Here is a 15,032-nt window from a genome sequence, read left to right on the forward strand (position 1 = left end):
CGCTCCCCGGCAGGTGGTGGGGTTTTAAGGAATCGTTTCCATGTTGCGGGACGTGATGACCACGACGCTGCCACCGCTATCCAGGCTGCAGCCCAGCAGCCGGTTTTCTGGGGTATCCTCCCACAGTTTCGGCGCACCGTAGGCACAGTGGCCTAGGTCGGTCTCGAGGTGGCCACGGCTTCCGCCCTCGGCAGGCTGCCAATCATGGTTGGCGTATTCATCCAGCAATTCCATGGCGTCATTGCAATTCGTGCCGTCCTCTTGCACGTAGACCAAACCGGTGTCTTCACCACGCGTGCCGCTCTCACCACACACCGCACCGGTGTTGGCAATGCCATCCGCATCTGGCTTCGCCGGGAAGGTATCGGAGTAGTACTCGCCATCATCCTTGACGGTGAAGTGGTGCCCATTCGTCTTGACCATGAACTCATTGCCGCTGCGTGCCTCAAAGGTTCCACCATCAAAGCGAACGGTCTCGCCCTCGTTGAGCGTTTCAACCTCGGTGGGCCTATAGAACTCGATGGCCCACACCGGGAAGAAGCCACGTTCACTGCGGTAGCTCACCGCGTTTGACCTCCAGCTCTGCATGACCGGTCCTGGATAGATTGGCGGATCAGCAAACTCCACCTTGCAGTTTGGGCCGTCAGTCTCTTCGTGAATGAGGCAGAGGACGCGCCCATCAGGGCTCTTGACGGCCGGGATGGGGTTCGGAATACTCGCCCGATCACCGCCGGCCATAAAGTCCTTCGGATCGCGTTCCTTCAATCCGCCGGGTTTGTCTTTATCGGGCTTGGCGCTGCTCGACGCCGCGGCCTCAGTAGAGCTACTGGAGGCAGACTCAGAGCTAGTGGAGCTGGCTGAGTTCTGTTGAAACTGTGGCTCATCGCCCGCCGGTTCGCTCGTGGAAGAACACGAAGCCACGGCGCAGGCCATGAGGGAGGCAGAAAGGATAGAGAGAAGCTTCTTCATAACAATCATCGTCCCACGAATTAGTGCTGCGCTAGTAGTTATATGTGTATTTCGGAACATCTGGGTGTACAGCGTCGAGAAGAATGACCCGACCATTACCGGACAAATCACCGCAGTGCAGACGGCGTGCATCCGGATCCGGCATGTCAATGTACTCCGGTTCTCGGTAGGAACACTTCCAGCCGTCAAGCTCCAAAATTCCGCGAGAGTTCATTTCTTTGATGTCCCACTCGTAGTTGAAGTACTTGTCCACGATGTCCATTGCAGTCGTGCAATTCGTCCCGTCTGTCTGCACAAAGACTTTCTGACGGCCAAAATTGGTGTCAGCCTCGCCGCAGACGGTACCCACGGGCGCATAGCCATTGGAGTCCGGTTTAAAAGGATAGGTATCCGCCGAAAACTGGCCGCCGTATTTCACGGTGAACTGGTGCCCTTGGGCCTGAACGGTGAATTCATCTGCGCTGGGGGCTTCAAAAACCACACCGTCTATTTCGACCTTCTCGCCTTCCCCCAGCTGCTGCGATGGAACCTGGTCGCCGGCATCCACCACGCCGTTGGGGAAGAAGCCTGCGCCATCTTTGAAGGAAACCATGTTCGCTTCCCATTGCGGGTTCTCGGGGTCAGGCAGGATAGGCGGGTTCTCAAAGCCAACGCTGCACCAAGGCCCTTTAGAGCCCTCAGTCAGAGAACACGACACCCTGCCGTCTGGGCTCCTCACTCCCCAAGCAACCGTGGTCTCATACCTGAACCCAGTGGCGCGGAAGTCCTCGGCATCGCGCTCTTTGAGTCCGGAAGATTGAGAGCCAAACTCCGGCTCGCGATCTGTGGAATCGCTTTCTTCGGCGCTTTCAGAGCTTTGCGCACTGCTTTGAGAACCGGAGGACTCCACAACTTCGAATCGATGGGTTTCCTCGGTTCCTTCATCAGAAGAACACGCAACCAAGCCAGCCGTTACAAGCGGCAGTGTGAGAAGAGAGAGTAGCTTTTTCATGCTTTGTATTTTTCCACGCAGGCAGGCTTCTCGCTGAGTGATGTGCGCTGCGGCAACAAACTGGAGGCTGCAAAACAACAACGCACAAGCCTTCAGCTGTGGGGCTGGTGGCTTGTGCGTTGCGCGCGGAATGTGCCGCGGGGTGAGCTCTGTGCGAGTTGGCCTCGGGCCTACTTCTCCGGCTTCACAATCGGGAAGAGCACGGTCTCACGGATACCCAGGCCAGTCAGGGCCATGAGCAGGCGGTCGATGCCCATGCCCGTGCCGGCTGTCGGAGGCATTCCCTGCTCCATGGCGGCGAGGAAGTCCTCGTCCAAGACCATGGCTTCCTCATCACCGCCGGCGGCCAAGCGCGCCTGATCCTCAAAGCGCTCGCGCTGGATAACGGGATCCACCAGCTCCGAGTATCCGGTAGCCAGCTCGAAGCCGCGCACGTAGAGATCCCACTTCTCGGTCACACCCGGCAGGGAGCGGTGCTGGCGGGTCAGCGGAGAGGTCTCGACCGGGAAGTTCTTCACAAAGATCGGGCCCTCAAGCTGGTCCTCGCAGAGCACCTCCCAGATCTCTTCCACCAGTTTGCCGTGGCCCCAGCCGCCGCCCTTCGGGACGTCGAGCCCGATGACGTCGGCAAGCGCCTTGAGCTCCTCGACGGTGGAGTCAATGGTGACCTCCGGCTGGCCCGGGAACTTGCGTTGCAGAGCCTCGTTGAGTGAGGGGTACATTTCAATCTCCGGCCACTCTTCACCACCGAAGTCATACTCAGTGCCATCCGCCAAAGTAACGGTGGTGGAACCGAAGACCGCACGTGCCACCGACTGGATGGACTCGCGGGTAGTACGGGCGCAATCGTTGTAGTCGCCCCACGCGGCGTAGGTCTCCAGCATGGCGAATTCCGGGGAGTGGGAGCGGTCGACGCCCTCGTTGCGGAAGTTGCGGTTAATCTCAAAGACGCGATCGATGCCGCCGACGACGGCGCGCTTAAGGAAGAGCTCCGGCGCGATGCGCAGGTACAGGTCAATGTCCAAAGCATTGGAGTGCGTTACGAACGGGCGGGCTGCTGCACCGCCGTGGAGGGTCTGCAGCATCGGGGTTTCGATCTCTACGAAGCCCTCATCCTCCAGGTAGTTGCGCAGTGCACGCATGACCTTGACGCGGGTCATGGCATTCTTGCGGGCTTCCTCGCGCACGATGAGGTCGTTGTAGCGCTGGCGCACGCGGGTTTCCTCATTCATGTCAGCGAAGGACACCGGAAGCGGGCGCAAGGACTTCGCCGCCATGGTCCATTCGCTAGCCATGACGGAGAGCTCGCCGCGGCGCGAGGCAATAACTCGGCCGCGCACGGAGATGAAATCACCCAAGTCAACGTCGGACTTCCACGCGGCGAGGCGCTCCTCCCCTACCTCTGCAAGGGACAGCATGGCCTGCACCTGGGTTCCGTCGCCATCCTGCAGGGTGGCGAAGCACAGCTTGCCGGTATTGCGCATGAAGATGAGGCGGCCGGCGATGGCCACCTCAACGTCAGTCTCCTCACCAGCGCTGAGGTAGGTGACGCCCTCTTCCGCGGCTGGCTCCTCACCTTCGGCCACCACCTGGAACTGCTGGCGGAGATCCCGCAAGGAGATCGTGCGGTCTACGGTCACCGGATAGGGCTCGGTGCCGGACTCCAACAGTCGGGCACGCTTCTCGCGGCGAATGCGCAGCTGCTCGGGGACGTCAGTAACTTCAGTATTCTTCTTCTCGCTCACGGTTGTCTAGGGTAGTCGATCCCTATACGCTGGCGCGATCCCGGTTCACAGAGTGTTCATCTAGCGGTTAGACAGGATCAACCGCGCGGTCATCTCAACCGTATTAACTCATGACGTCCGTTGCGACACTTCGTTGCGACATCCCCTTGCGCAACCAACGATTTTCGATTTTTGGAGCATAACTTTCATGGCACTCAACGGCCGTAATCTCTTGGCTAACATGTTCACCTCGTCTCGTTCTTCTCTTACCTGCACCTACAAGTGCGGTAATGCCTGTTTCGGCGAATGCGAGAACACCTCCGACAACCCTTACTTCGGCGACCAGTTCTCCCGCCGTACCGCCCTGCGCGCCGGTGGCTTGGCTGTCGTCGCCGTTGGTGGTTCCTCTGCGCTGGCTGCATGCGCTGCTCCGGATGACAACGGGTCTGCGGCGGGCGGCTCCTCCAACAAGACCAGCGAAGTTAAGGGCTCCGACATCGAGCTCACCTCCGCCGAAGGCATGCACTTTGAAGCCGTTGAGGCCAATACCAAGGATGAGGTCGTCATCCCGAAGGGCTATGAGCAGTCCGTTCTGATTGCCTGGGGTGACCCAGTCATCGAGGGCGCTCCGGAATTCGACGTCAACAACCAGACCGCCGAAGCGGCGGAGAAGCAGTTCGGCTTCAACAATGACTTCGCCGGCCTCATCGAGCACCCGGATGACAAGAACCGCATGATCTACATGTGCTCGCACGAGTACACCACCGAGCCGATGATGTTCCCGGACTACGATCCGGAGAACCCCACCGAGGAACAGGTGAAGATCGGCTGGGCCGGTCACGGCCACACTATCCTCGAGGTGTCCAAGGTCAAGGGCTCCGGCGAGCTCAAGCGTGAGTTCGGCCCGCTCAACCGCCGCATCACCGCCACCACCCCGTTCACCCTGGTGGGCCCAGCTAAGGGCACTGACCTGGTGAAGACCTCCGCCGACCCGAAGGGTGAGAAGGTCCTGGGTACCCTCAACAACTGCTCCGGCGGCGTGACCCCGTGGAACACCATGCTCTCCGGCGAAGAGAACTTCGACCAATACTTCGCCGGCGGCGACATCAAGGATAAGAAGGCTGCTGAATCCCTCAAGCGCTTCGGCATCGAGGAAGGCCCGTCCGACCGCAAGTGGGAAAAGTACGATGCCCGCTTTGATGTGACCAAGGAGCCGAACGAGCCGAACCGCTTTGGCTGGCTCGTGGAGATCAACCCGCTGGACCCGAAGTCCACCCCGATTAAGCACACCGCAGTGGGCCGCTTCAAACACGAGGCCGGCAACATCCACATCACCAAGGATGGCACCGTGGTGTGCTACTCCGGCGATGACTCCCGCTTCGAGTACGTCTACAAGTTCGTCTCCACCAAGAAGTACAAGGAAGGCGATCTCGAGCACAACATGACCATCCTGGACCACGGCACCTTGTACGTGGCCAAGATGGAGGGCAACTCCCCGGAGAAGGAAATCGACGGCTCTGGTGTCCTGCCGGAGGACGGCGCTTTCGATGGCAGCGGCGAGTGGGTCAAGCTGCTGACCTCCGATACTGAGAACAACAAGTTCGAGTCCCACGTGGACGGCATGTCCGCCGAAGAGGTCGCCGTCTTTACCCGTGAGGCCGCCGACAAGGTGGGCGCCACCAAGATGGACCGCCCGGAAGACGTCCAGGTTCACCCGGAGACCGAGAAGGTCTACATCGCGCTGACCAACAATAAGTACCGCGGCGCCACCGGCGAGAACGCTAAGAAGAACAAGGAAGACGCCAAGGAATGGGCTCCGGTCAAGGAGAACAAGAACGGCCTCGTCATGGAGCTCGAGGATGACCACGCCGGTGAGAAGTTCACCTGGAACCTCTTCCTAGTCTGCGGTGACCCGCGTGAGGCCAGCACCTACTTCGGTGGCTTCGACAAGGAGAAGGTCTCCCCGATTTCCTGCCCGGATAACCTGGCCTTCGACAACCACGGCAACCTGTGGATCTCCACTGACGGCAACGCGCTGGACTCTAACGACGGCCTCTACGCCGTGACCACCGAGGGCGAGACCCGCGGCGAGCTCAAGTGCTTCCTCACCGTCCCGGCGGGCGCGGAGACCTGTGGCCCGATCGTCGACGATGACCGCGTCATGGTCAACGTTCAGCACCCGGGCGAGTCTGATGACGCCACCTTCGACAAGGCCACCTCCCACTGGCCTGATGGCGGTAAGTCCACCCCGCGCCCGGCCGTGGTTGTGGTGTGGAAGAAGGGCGGCAAGATCGGTACCGAATAAGGCACCGACGCTGCGTAGTGCGCACTCTTAGGCGGTGCGCAGCTGCGCCTCCAGCACCTCCTGTGCGAAGTCCCACAACGGGGTTGCAACCCCAGCTTTGACGCCCATGCGTCGGATCGCTCCGACCTGGGCGTCTAATTCGTTGGGCAATCCTTCCTTGATATCGCGCTGCATTGAGGACGTGCTGTCCGGGTGCTGCTGGCGGGCAAACTCCATGGTCTGTTCCACCACGTTCTCTGGTAGCTCCACGCCGAGTGCGCGCCCGACGGCCTCAACTTCCCGCATGAAGGCCTCGAGCTGGCCGGGGATTTCCTGGCAGAGGTACCCAATCGGTTTGTCCACCAAGGTGCCTAGAGTGCCTGTCGGGGTGACGAACATGGCTTTCGACCAGACGTCGACAAACGCGGCGTCGTGGAACTTGCTGGAGGCCCCAGACTTTTTCAACGCGGCCGCCAGCTCCTCGCCCGTACGGCGCAGCGACTCCGGCGCCTCAGCACTCAGCGGACCAAAAGCCAAAGCCAAGGGCCCTGGGTTGCGCTTGATCTGAGCCGGTCCCAGGCGGGTGGCGTAAACGCGGGCGACACCGGCAAGGATGTTTTCCTCCCCGAATTCCTCGGCCGCCAGGTAGGGAATCTCAACCGAGTTGTGCGTGGTCACCACCGGGATCCCCTGTAGGGCCTCTCGGTCCTCCGCGCTGCCAAAGGTCTCGTTGCCCGGCAGCGCCTTCGACGCAATAACCGCCACGTCCAGCCCACCCAAGAGTTCTTTGACCTCAGCAAAAGTTTGGGCAGCCGGGACCTTAATGACCTCGGTGGTGGTGGGTTCCGCGTGGGCGTCGATCAGCGTCACGCCCGTCTCCCCCAACACCCGCAAGGTCTCACCGCGAGCGACGAAGGCGACGTCGTGGCCCGCTGCTTTCAGTTTTCCGCCAAAGTATCCGCCGATGGCGCCGGCTCCCAGAATTCCAATCTTCATGCCTCCAACCTAACTGGTGGAGACCTGCGCCACAGACTTTTATCCGCGCTGTTCTAAGTTACGGAAGCCAATGCCCAACGGCACGCCCGCGTTATCGATAAGCCGCACGCCGCCGATGGTGGCTGCGATAAAGAGGCGGGCATCGCCCTCTGCGGGGGCCTCACCCAGGTCGCGCCCGCGCAGCTCCACGTACTCCGGCTCCACGCCCGCGGCGGCCAACACTTCACGTGCCACGCGCACGACCTCTTCGGCCCCGGACTCCGCCGCGTACGCACCGGCGGTGAGTGCCGCCGACAGCGCGCTGGCTTGCTCACGGGCCTCCGGTGCGACGTCGGCGTTGCGCAGGCTCATCACCACGCCATCGGGCATGCGCACCGAGGGCAGGCCCTGGACACGCGCTGCGATGTGGAGGTCCGTAAAGGCCTGCTGGGTGGCCACGAGCAGCTCGTAGTCCTTCTCCCCCATGAGCACATCGCTGGGCCCCAAAGCACAGGTCAGCGCCACAATGCGGGTCAGCTCCGCGCTCACGTCCTCCATGCCGTGGTCGGGTGCGAGGATCCGCGTGCGCTGGCTCTGCTCGCCGTAGCGCCACACCACATCAACACCGTCGAGGGCAGAGATGTCCGTCTCCGGGTCCACAGCCACGACCACGATGCCGCCGCGCACGCGCTGCGCCGCTTGCACCAAGGCAAGGTGCCCCGCATGAATATCGCGGCCCAGCGGCACGAGCACCACGCGCTTGCCCGTCTTGCGGTAGGCGCTGCCGACCATGCGGATGCGCTCGATATCCTCCACTAGGAGTTGTTCTGCCACGGCGCTTCCTTTCTGACTGCCCACAGTTCCAATTCCTCAATCCTCTCCTGCTCGCCCACCATGCGGGCGACGTCACGGTAGTTGCGCGCCATGCCCAGCTCCACGGCGGCCGGGTAAGCATCGATAATGTCCCCGGTATCCAGGTCGGGCACGTGGCTAGGAAAATCATCGATGATCTTCGCCGCAAGCGCCGCCCTACTGTGCAACGCCCAGAGCATCTCCGCGTAGTACATCCGCGCGGCACGCTCAAGGCGCTGCTCCTCCGGCAGGTGTTCCGGGGTCATATGAATCTCCGTCAGCAGCAGCCCGATGACGGTGTCTGTCACCTCATCGAGGGTGCTTATCGCACACGATTCCCAACCCATGGGTGCGGCGGCTATGGTCAGGCAGCCTCGCGTCTCTAGTTCATCGAGCGCCTCCACGCCGGCTAACAACGAGGTATGGATGACTATCTGCCTGGGGCGAACGTGCTTGGCGACGTCCCCCACAGCCCCCTCCAGCTCCCGAGCCGTCACGGCGAGAAGCAGCGCATCGAAGCGGTCCAACTCGGAGGGGTCCTCAAGGCTCTCGATGGTGTGGCCGGCCCACTCGAGGCGCCGTGCGAAGTTAAGGCCGGCTCGGGAGTTACCCCAGACCGCCACCCGCATGCGTGGTGCCTGCATCTACTTCTTGTCACCCTTGTTCTGCTGCTTCCTGCGCGCCATGAGCTCCGCCACGGAGACCGCGCCCTCGCGGTGCTCATCGCTGCGGCGGCGGCCACGGGTGCTGGGCTGTGCGGTGTCAGCCTCCGGCTTGCGGTGGCGGTGGTGCGGCTGCGCGGGGGCAGGGTTCGACTTGACGTGCTGCCCGCCCGCGGCGCCCTGGTTCCACTGCACGGCTTGGAAGCTATCGGTCTTGAACTCCGGCGCCTTTGGCTGGGGCTGTGGCTTCTCAGCCTTCGGCTGGGGTTGAGGCTTCGGCTGCGGCTTCTGTTGTGCCGCCTGCGGCTGAGGCTGCGTTTCGGTCATTGGGCGAAACGCCGAGGGACGGTTCTGAGAAGGCTGCGGCGCGCCGAAGGGCGATGGGGCTGGGCGGGCGCCCTGCTGTTCTGCGGATTTCCCGGCGGGCTTCGCGGCGGGCTGCTCGGCTGGCTTCGGAGTGGGTTGCTGAGCAGGCTTCGCGCCTGGCTCCGCAGCCGGCTGCTGGGCGTTAGCACGGGCATTATCCGCCAACAGGTTGTCCAGCGGGTTGCTCACCGGGTGGGTCGGCTGCGAGCCGAGGCGGCCTGCCACGGCGTCGGCAGACGGCGCGCCGCCGGACTTCTGGGTGAAGTTCACGGTGGGCGCATCGCCGCGCTCATCCACGCTCGCGCCACCGGCCTTGCGCTCCAGCTCCTGGATACGGCGGGCCTCCGCGTACAGGGCGGCAGGTTCGTAGACCCACTCGCGCCCCGAGATCTCCTCGATTTGGGCGCGGATGGCCTCCAGCTCAGAACGGATCTCCGCCAGGACCTGGCTGTTGTCTGCTGTGGAAGATCCGGAGGCGGTCAGCGAGGAAGCGGCATGGGCGCGCTCCACCGCCAGAAGCTCGTTGGCTTCATGGGCCTGACGGCGGTAGCGCACCACCAGGAAGAAGCCCAGAACCGCGGCCCACAGGGAGGCGAGCAAGGCGATCTTCAGCGCATTCGCCGAGCCCGAAATCAGCATGACCAGGCTGGCAATGACCGCGAGAATGACCAAGACGATGAGTCCGATGGAACCGGCGTCCGTCTTCGAACCGGACTGGGAAGACTCCACCGACGTTGGCGGCTGGGAGTCCGGCTGTACAGAAAACTGGGTCGTCGGGCGATCATCCGGGGCCGACTCGTGCTGGGGCTCAGGGGCGTGGTTCGGACTCGTCATGCCCACTAACTTACCGCTTGTGCACCATCAGATGGAGGTGGCACCTCGCAGTGTCGCTCCAACACCACTCCGGCAACGCACATCGCGGCACCACCCAGCGCTGAGGTCACCACCCCGGCCAGGTCACCGGCCGCAGCAACGAGCTCGCCGGCGCGCGGCACGACATAGACCGCCATTCCCGCATAGGCCCCGCCCACGATGGCGCCGGTCCACGCGGAGGCTTTACCGACGAGCAGGAATTGTGCGATGGTCATGGGATTCAGCTGCGAGCTATCCAGGCCGATGCCATGCTCATCGTCCTTGGCGCCGCGCACCTTGAGGGTCAACAGCACGCAGACCAGCGCCATGGCCCACAGGGAAATTGACACCGTCGCCGGAATGGCCAGCATTGAGCCATAAAAGCGGGTGGTGAGGATGGCGGCCGCTGCGGCCACGAAGAGGGCCACGCCGACGAGCGCGCCGATCGACGTCCTCTTCATCGCCTACCCCACTTCCTTCACCGCTGCGACCTCGTCCTCATCGAGGCCCGCGATGAGCTCGCGCACCGGGGTGCCGTTGAGTCGTGCGTGCTCATCCGCAGCCAACCACGGCACGAGCACGAAGGCGCGCTCGTGCGCATAGGGGTGCGGGAGGGTGAGCTCCGGATCATCAGAGGTAACGCCGTCTATCTGCACGATGTCCACGTCCAAGGTGCGCGGACCCCAATGCCGCACGCGTACGCGCTCGGCGGCTTCTTCCAACTTCTGGCCACGGCGCAGCAGCTCCAGCGGAGTGCAGTCCACGTCCACGATAAGCACTGCGTTGAGGAATTCATCTTGGTCGGTCACGCCCCACGGCGGGGTGGCATAGACCGGGGAGGCCGCAACGGTCTCGGCGGCGAATTCATCGAAAACGGTCTGCAGGAGTGCGCGGCGGTCCTCCATGTTGGAGCCGATGGACAAGACAGCGCGCATTAGCCTGCCATCCGCTTCCGGGAGCGGCGCGCTACGACGGCGACGTCGGCAAAGGTGCGCGGGATGGGTGCCTTCGGCTTGTGGATCGTCACCTCGATGGCGTGGAGGATCTCGAAGCGCTGCATCGCGGTCTCGGCGACTTCAGCGGCCACCGTTTCGATGAGATCGCGGGAGGGGCCTTCGACGATGTTTGCGGCGACGTCGGCAAGCTCGGCGTAATTCACTGTACGGGACAGGTCATCCTCGATGCCCGCGGTGTCCAACCAACATGTGACGTCCACGATGAAGGGCTGCCCCGTCTTCTTCTCTTCTTCGAAGACGCCGTGGTAGCCAAAGCATTCCAGACCGGTGAGCTCGATGCGATCCGCCATGGGCTTAAGCCCTCCCCAACGAAGTCGAGACCACGGTTCCTCCATCGGCGCCGTTGGCGTAGCTACCGGAGGCATGCTCGCCGCCGGTGTAGGCAGCGCCCGCGTTCCAGGCGGCGGCCACATCCACAGCATCGCGGGAGACATCGACCTCGTGCACGCGCACGCCCCACGCTCCCATCTGCGCGGAGATGGCGGTCACGGCCGCTGTGGCCGGATCCGCGAGAAGCGGACTGGACTCGGCACCGCGATCCTCCCGAATGGCGGCGAGGAAGCGCTTCCGGGAAGCGCCCACCAACAGCGGGAACTCGCCCTGGAGGAACTCCGGCAGCGCCTTGAGCAAAGCCCAGTTATCCTGCGGGGACTTGGCAAAGCCCAGGCCTGGGTCCACGACGATATTGTCGTGGCTAACACCTGCCTGCAGGGCGTTATCGGCGAGCTTCGCCAGGGACTCGTGAACATCGCGCACAACGTCTCCGCCGTGGTCGGCCACGCCAGCGGCCGAGCCGAATTGGACGGTGCGCCAGTGCATGAGGCACACCGGCAGGCCGGTAGCCGCCATGGCGCGGTACATCTCCGGGTCGGCGGCACCACCAGAGACGTCGTTGATCATGTCGACACCGGCTTCCGCGGCCGCTGTGGCAACCGAGGCCCGCATCGTGTCCACCGAGGTCTTGATTCCCTCCTCGTGCAGCGCCTTGATGACGGGCACGACGCGGTGCTCTTCCTCTTCGGCCGCGACACGCACCGCGCCCGGGCGGGTGGACTCGCCGCCCACATCGATCATGTCCGCTCCGGAGGCCACCAAATGCCGGGCGTGCGCGATGGCGTCCTCGACATTAATCCAGCGTCCGCCGTCAGAGAAGGAATCCTCCGTGACGTTGACGATGCCCATGACCAGCGTGCGGCCGGGGACGGTGAGGTTGCTGACTGCCATGGAAACTAGCTCCTAATGAGGCTCATGACCTCCGCACGGGAGGCCGCATTCTTCTTGAAACCGCCGCGGACTGCGGACGTCGTCGTGGTCGCTCCCGGCTTGCGGATGCCGCGCATGGCCATGCACAGGTGCTCGCACTCGATGACCACGATGACGGACTGTGCGTGGAGGACGTCCACGAGGGCGTTGGCGATCTGGCTGGTGAGGCGTTCCTGGACCTGCGGGCGCTTGGCGTACATATCCGCCAGGCGCGCCAGCTTAGACAGGCCAGTGACGTGGCCGTCGGGGCCCGGGATGTAGCCGATGTGCGCCTTGCCGTAGAAGGGCACAAGGTGGTGCTCGCACGTGGAGTAGATGGGGATATCGCGCACGAGGACAAGCTCCTGGTGCTCCTCCGCGAAGGTCTTGTGGAGGACCTCGGTCGGGTCCTGGTGGAGACCTGCAAAGACCTCCGCATAGGCGCGGGCCACGCGGGCCGGGGTTTCGCGCAGGCCCTCGCGGTCGGGGTCCTCGCCCACGGCGATGAGAAGCTCGCGGACAGCGGCTTCGGCGCGCTCGTGATCGAACTCGCGCTGCGCCGGGATGTTATCGCTCATTATTCTCGCCGTCCTTGTACGGGTTGTTGCGGTATTCGTTGTCTCCCCAGCCGGGCGCGCCCCAGGCGTGATCCTCCGGCTTGGCGTGGCGGCCGCGGCGCTCTTGCTCGCGTTCGCGTGGCTGTGCTTGCGGCTGTGCCTGTGCTTGCGGTTGCGATTCCGGCTGTGCTTGTTGCTGCGGTGCAGCGGACTCCGGCACGCGCGGAATCTCCTGGGTGACCTCGTTGCTGGGGCCCTTCTGCTCTTCAGCCGGTTGCTCCGCAGCCGCCTGGGCTTGCTCAGGAGCTACGGTCTCATCGTGTGCCCCATCGCTTTCGGCACGGTCCTCGCTGAGCTCGCGGCCGGTAGGTTCGGTGATCTCGGATTCCCCGAAGAAGGTGTTGCCCTTCTCCGGATCCACGTAGTCACCTGCGTGCTGGCCAAAGCTGAAGCCGATCTCCTTGACCGGCGCCGCCGTCCCGACGGCGTTAGCGGGCTCGCCGCCGTTCTCCTTTGCACGCTCCAGCTCCGCGTGGCGGCGCTCGCGGGCGGCGCGGGAGGCGTCGAGAAGCGTCATGCGTTTCGGCAGTTCCTCACCGCGCTCCTGGGCCAGCTCCACCGGGGTCTTCACCGGCTCGCGGCCAGCCTGGCGCGGGAAGCGGGCGTCCTCGTTCGGGAAGACGTCGAAGGCCTCGCGCGGCTCGATGCCCTCGAAGATGCCCTCGAGGTCCGGGCGGCGCAGGGTTTCCTTCTCCAGCAGCATCTCGGCGAGCTTATCCAGGTAGTCGCGGTGCTCGGACAGGATGTCATAGGCCTGCTGGTGCGCGCGGTCCAAGAGGTACGCCATCTGCTCATCGATCTTGGCGGCTACGGAATCCGAGTAGTCGATGGTTCCACCGCCGCCGGCGTAGCTGAAGGGATCGCCCTGCTCCTGGCCGTACTTGACGGTACCCAGGTCCGGGCTGAAGCCGTATTCGGTCAGCATGGAACGCGCGATCTTGGTGGCGTGCTCGATATCGGAGGAGGCACCGGTGGTCGGTGCACCGAACACAAGCTCTTCCGCGGCACGCCCGCCCATGGCGAAGACGAGGCGAGCGAAAAGCTCGTCGCGGGTGTACATGCCCTTGTCGTCTTCCTGCGCGGTCATGGCATGGCCGCCCGTGCGGCCGCGGGCCAGGATAGTCACCTTGTAGACGCGCTCAATGTCCTTGAGCGCCCACGCGGACAAGGTATGGCCGCCCTCGTGGTAGGCGGTGACCTTCTTTTCGTGCTCAGAGATGATCTTGCTCTGGCGGCGCGGGCCGCCGACGACGCGGTCGGTGGCCTCCTCCAGCGCGTCGTAGGTAATGACGTTGCCGCCAATGCGCGCGGTGAGCAGGGCAGCCTCGTTGAGCACGTTGGCCAGGTCCGCACCGGACATGCCGGCGGTGCGCTTGGCCAGCTGCGCCACGTCCACTTCCTTGGCCAGAGGCTTATCCTTGGCGTGCACACGCAGGATCTGCTCGCGGCCGGCCAGGTCCGGGTTGGTCACCGGGATCTGGCGGTCGAAGCGGCCCGGGCGCAGAAGCGCCGGGTCCAAGATGTCGGGACGGTTGGTGGCGGCGATGAGGATGACGCCCTCACGGTCACCGAAGCCATCCATCTCCACGAGCAGCTGGTTCAGGGTCTGCTCGCGCTCATCGTGTCCACCGCCGGTGCCGGAACCGCGCTGGCGGCCCACGGCGTCAATCTCATCGACGAAGATGATGCACGGGCTATTCTGCTTGGCCTGCTTGAACAGGTCGCGCACGCGGGAGGCACCGACGCCGACGAACATCTCCACGAAGTCGGAACCGGAAATGGAATAGAAAGGCACGCCGGCCTCACCCGCAACGGCGCGGGCCAGCAGGGTCTTACCCGTGCCGGGAGGGCCGTACAACAGCACGCCGCGCGGGATTTTCGCGCCCAGCGCGTGGTAGCGCTCCGGATCATCCAGGAAGTCCTTGATCTCCTGGAGTTCATCCACCGCTTCATCCGCACCGGCAACATCCGCAAAGGTGTTGGTGGGCATGTCCTTGGTCAGCTCCTTGGCCTTGGAGCCACCAATGCCGAACATGCCGCCCGCGCCCTGCTGCATGCGGGTCATGAGCCAGAACAGCAGCGCGAAGAGGATCAGCATCGGCAGCAGGAAGCTGATCATGGAACCGATGAAGGAATCCTGCGTCACCTTGGTCTGGTACTTCTCCGCACCAGAGCCCTTCACCGCATTGAAGACCTGCTCGGAGGCGCGGGCCGGGTACTTGGCAATGACCTCTTCGACGCCTTCCTGCTCCTCCACCGTCACCGGCTTCTTGAGCTTGAGGCGCAGCTGCTGCTCGCGGTCATCGATCTGCGCTTCCTCGACGTTCTTATCCGTCAGCTGCTGCATGGCCACGGAGGTGTCCACCTGCTTGAAGCTGCGGGCATCATTGCTAAAGAACGTGAAAGCGTACAGCAGGATGAGAACTAGGCCCGCGATCGAGCCATAGCGGATGATGTTCTTATTTTTCATTAATTACCTTGC

The 15,032-nt window shown here is 63.5% G+C and carries 14 protein-coding genes; 1 reads left to right on the forward strand and 13 read right to left on the reverse strand.

Annotated features, from left to right (window positions below; all coding sequences use genetic code 11):
- Positions 1 to 24: 24 nt before the first annotated feature.
- The 3 genes from HMPREF2967_RS07000 to lysS form a co-directional block, all read right to left on the reverse strand.
- Complete coding sequence (locus HMPREF2967_RS07000; RefSeq protein WP_070685753.1) at positions 25 to 969, reverse strand: hypothetical protein; 945 nt, start codon at positions 967 to 969, stop codon at positions 25 to 27.
- Positions 970 to 1,000: 31 nt separating this feature from the next.
- Positions 1,001 to 1,960, reverse strand: coding sequence for a hypothetical protein (locus tag HMPREF2967_RS13105; RefSeq protein ID WP_070532267.1), 960 nt, complete (start codon positions 1,958 to 1,960; stop codon positions 1,001 to 1,003).
- Between the two features lie 170 nt (positions 1,961 to 2,130).
- Positions 2,131 to 3,705, reverse strand: a complete 1,575-nt coding sequence (gene lysS / locus HMPREF2967_RS07010; RefSeq protein ID WP_070562346.1) for a lysine--tRNA ligase — start codon at positions 3,703 to 3,705, stop codon at positions 2,131 to 2,133.
- A 187-nt stretch (positions 3,706 to 3,892) separates the two neighbouring features.
- On the opposite strand from lysS, the gene HMPREF2967_RS07015 reads away from it, so the two are divergent.
- Entirely contained in the window at positions 3,893 to 5,989 is a 2,097-nt protein-coding gene (locus HMPREF2967_RS07015) for a PhoX family protein (protein ID WP_070564108.1), read from the forward strand.
- A gap of 27 nt (positions 5,990 to 6,016) precedes the next feature.
- Here the strand turns inward: HMPREF2967_RS07015 and HMPREF2967_RS07020 are convergent, their stop codons facing one another.
- Genes HMPREF2967_RS07020 through ftsH form a run of 10 tightly spaced genes read right to left on the reverse strand, consistent with a single transcriptional unit; the run spans position 6,017 to position 15,020 of the window.
- A complete protein-coding gene (locus HMPREF2967_RS07020) occupies positions 6,017 to 6,964 on the reverse strand; it encodes a 2-dehydropantoate 2-reductase (RefSeq protein WP_070623001.1) in 948 nt (315 codons plus the stop codon).
- Between the two features lie 39 nt (positions 6,965 to 7,003).
- Complete coding sequence (locus HMPREF2967_RS07025; RefSeq protein WP_369816026.1) at positions 7,004 to 7,777, reverse strand: pantoate--beta-alanine ligase; 774 nt, start codon at positions 7,775 to 7,777, stop codon at positions 7,004 to 7,006.
- Positions 7,759 to 8,439 (reverse strand): 6PGD fold domain-containing protein, encoded by a 681-nt coding sequence (locus tag HMPREF2967_RS07030; protein ID WP_083304495.1) that lies wholly within the window; start codon positions 8,437 to 8,439, stop codon positions 7,759 to 7,761. The genes HMPREF2967_RS07025 and HMPREF2967_RS07030 overlap by 19 nt, the downstream gene beginning before the upstream one ends.
- Positions 8,440 to 9,657: a DUF6779 domain-containing protein gene (locus HMPREF2967_RS07035; protein WP_070596956.1), complete on the reverse strand. Its 1,218-nt coding sequence runs from the start codon at positions 9,655 to 9,657 to the stop codon at positions 8,440 to 8,442.
- Positions 9,658 to 9,662: 5 nt separating this feature from the next.
- Positions 9,663 to 10,136, reverse strand: coding sequence for a DUF3180 domain-containing protein (locus HMPREF2967_RS07040; RefSeq protein ID WP_070685755.1), 474 nt, complete (start codon positions 10,134 to 10,136; stop codon positions 9,663 to 9,665).
- 3 nt (positions 10,137 to 10,139) lie between these two features.
- Positions 10,140 to 10,610 (reverse strand): 2-amino-4-hydroxy-6-hydroxymethyldihydropteridine diphosphokinase, encoded by a 471-nt coding sequence (folK, locus tag HMPREF2967_RS07045; RefSeq protein ID WP_070562358.1) that lies wholly within the window; start codon positions 10,608 to 10,610, stop codon positions 10,140 to 10,142.
- Positions 10,610 to 10,981 carry a dihydroneopterin aldolase gene (gene folB, locus HMPREF2967_RS07050; protein WP_070564117.1) on the reverse strand — a complete coding sequence of 124 codons (372 nt, stop codon included), beginning with the start codon at positions 10,979 to 10,981 and terminating at the stop codon, positions 10,610 to 10,612. The genes folK and folB overlap by 1 nt, the downstream gene beginning before the upstream one ends.
- A 4-nt stretch (positions 10,982 to 10,985) precedes the next feature.
- Positions 10,986 to 11,915, reverse strand: coding sequence for a dihydropteroate synthase (gene folP / locus HMPREF2967_RS07055; RefSeq protein WP_070685757.1), 930 nt, complete (start codon positions 11,913 to 11,915; stop codon positions 10,986 to 10,988).
- Positions 11,916 to 11,920: 5 nt separating this feature from the next.
- Positions 11,921 to 12,511 (reverse strand): GTP cyclohydrolase I FolE, encoded by a 591-nt coding sequence (gene folE, locus HMPREF2967_RS07060; protein ID WP_070532246.1) that lies wholly within the window; start codon positions 12,509 to 12,511, stop codon positions 11,921 to 11,923.
- Positions 12,501 to 15,020 carry an ATP-dependent zinc metalloprotease FtsH gene (gene ftsH / locus HMPREF2967_RS07065; RefSeq protein WP_070685759.1) on the reverse strand — a complete coding sequence of 840 codons (2,520 nt, stop codon included), beginning with the start codon at positions 15,018 to 15,020 and terminating at the stop codon, positions 12,501 to 12,503. Before ftsH ends, folE begins: the two co-directional genes overlap by 11 nt.
- Positions 15,021 to 15,032: the final 12 nt, after the last annotated feature.

It is taken from the genome of Corynebacterium sp. HMSC059E07 (assembly GCF_001814395.1).
In the GTDB taxonomy this organism is placed as follows: domain Bacteria; phylum Actinomycetota; class Actinomycetes; order Mycobacteriales; family Mycobacteriaceae; genus Corynebacterium; species Corynebacterium hesseae.

Excerpts from the sequence above, each read along its gene's own strand:
- HMPREF2967_RS07000 (WP_070685753.1), bottom strand. The coding sequence starts at position 969 with ATGAAGAAGCTTCTCTCTATCCTTTCTGCCTCCCTCATGGCCTGCGCC.
- HMPREF2967_RS13105 (WP_070532267.1), bottom strand. The coding sequence starts at position 1,960 with ATGAAAAAGCTACTCTCTCTTCTCACACTGCCGCTTGTAACGGCTGGC.
- HMPREF2967_RS07015 (WP_070564108.1), top strand. The coding sequence starts at position 3,893 with ATGGCACTCAACGGCCGTAATCTCTTGGCTAACATGTTCACCTCGTCT.
- HMPREF2967_RS07020 (WP_070623001.1), bottom strand. The coding sequence starts at position 6,964 with ATGAAGATTGGAATTCTGGGAGCCGGCGCCATCGGCGGATACTTTGGC.
- HMPREF2967_RS07030 (WP_083304495.1), bottom strand. The coding sequence starts at position 8,439 with ATGCAGGCACCACGCATGCGGGTGGCGGTCTGGGGTAACTCCCGAGCC.
- HMPREF2967_RS07035 (WP_070596956.1), bottom strand. The coding sequence starts at position 9,657 with ATGACGAGTCCGAACCACGCCCCTGAGCCCCAGCACGAGTCGGCCCCG.
- HMPREF2967_RS07040 (WP_070685755.1), bottom strand. The coding sequence starts at position 10,136 with ATGAAGAGGACGTCGATCGGCGCGCTCGTCGGCGTGGCCCTCTTCGTG.
- folK (WP_070562358.1), bottom strand. The coding sequence starts at position 10,610 with ATGCGCGCTGTCTTGTCCATCGGCTCCAACATGGAGGACCGCCGCGCA.
- folB (WP_070564117.1), bottom strand. The coding sequence starts at position 10,981 with ATGGCGGATCGCATCGAGCTCACCGGTCTGGAATGCTTTGGCTACCAC.
- folP (WP_070685757.1), bottom strand. The coding sequence starts at position 11,915 with ATGGCAGTCAGCAACCTCACCGTCCCCGGCCGCACGCTGGTCATGGGC.
- folE (WP_070532246.1), bottom strand. The coding sequence starts at position 12,511 with ATGAGCGATAACATCCCGGCGCAGCGCGAGTTCGATCACGAGCGCGCC.
- ftsH (WP_070685759.1), bottom strand. The coding sequence starts at position 15,020 with ATGAAAAATAAGAACATCATCCGCTATGGCTCGATCGCGGGCCTAGTT.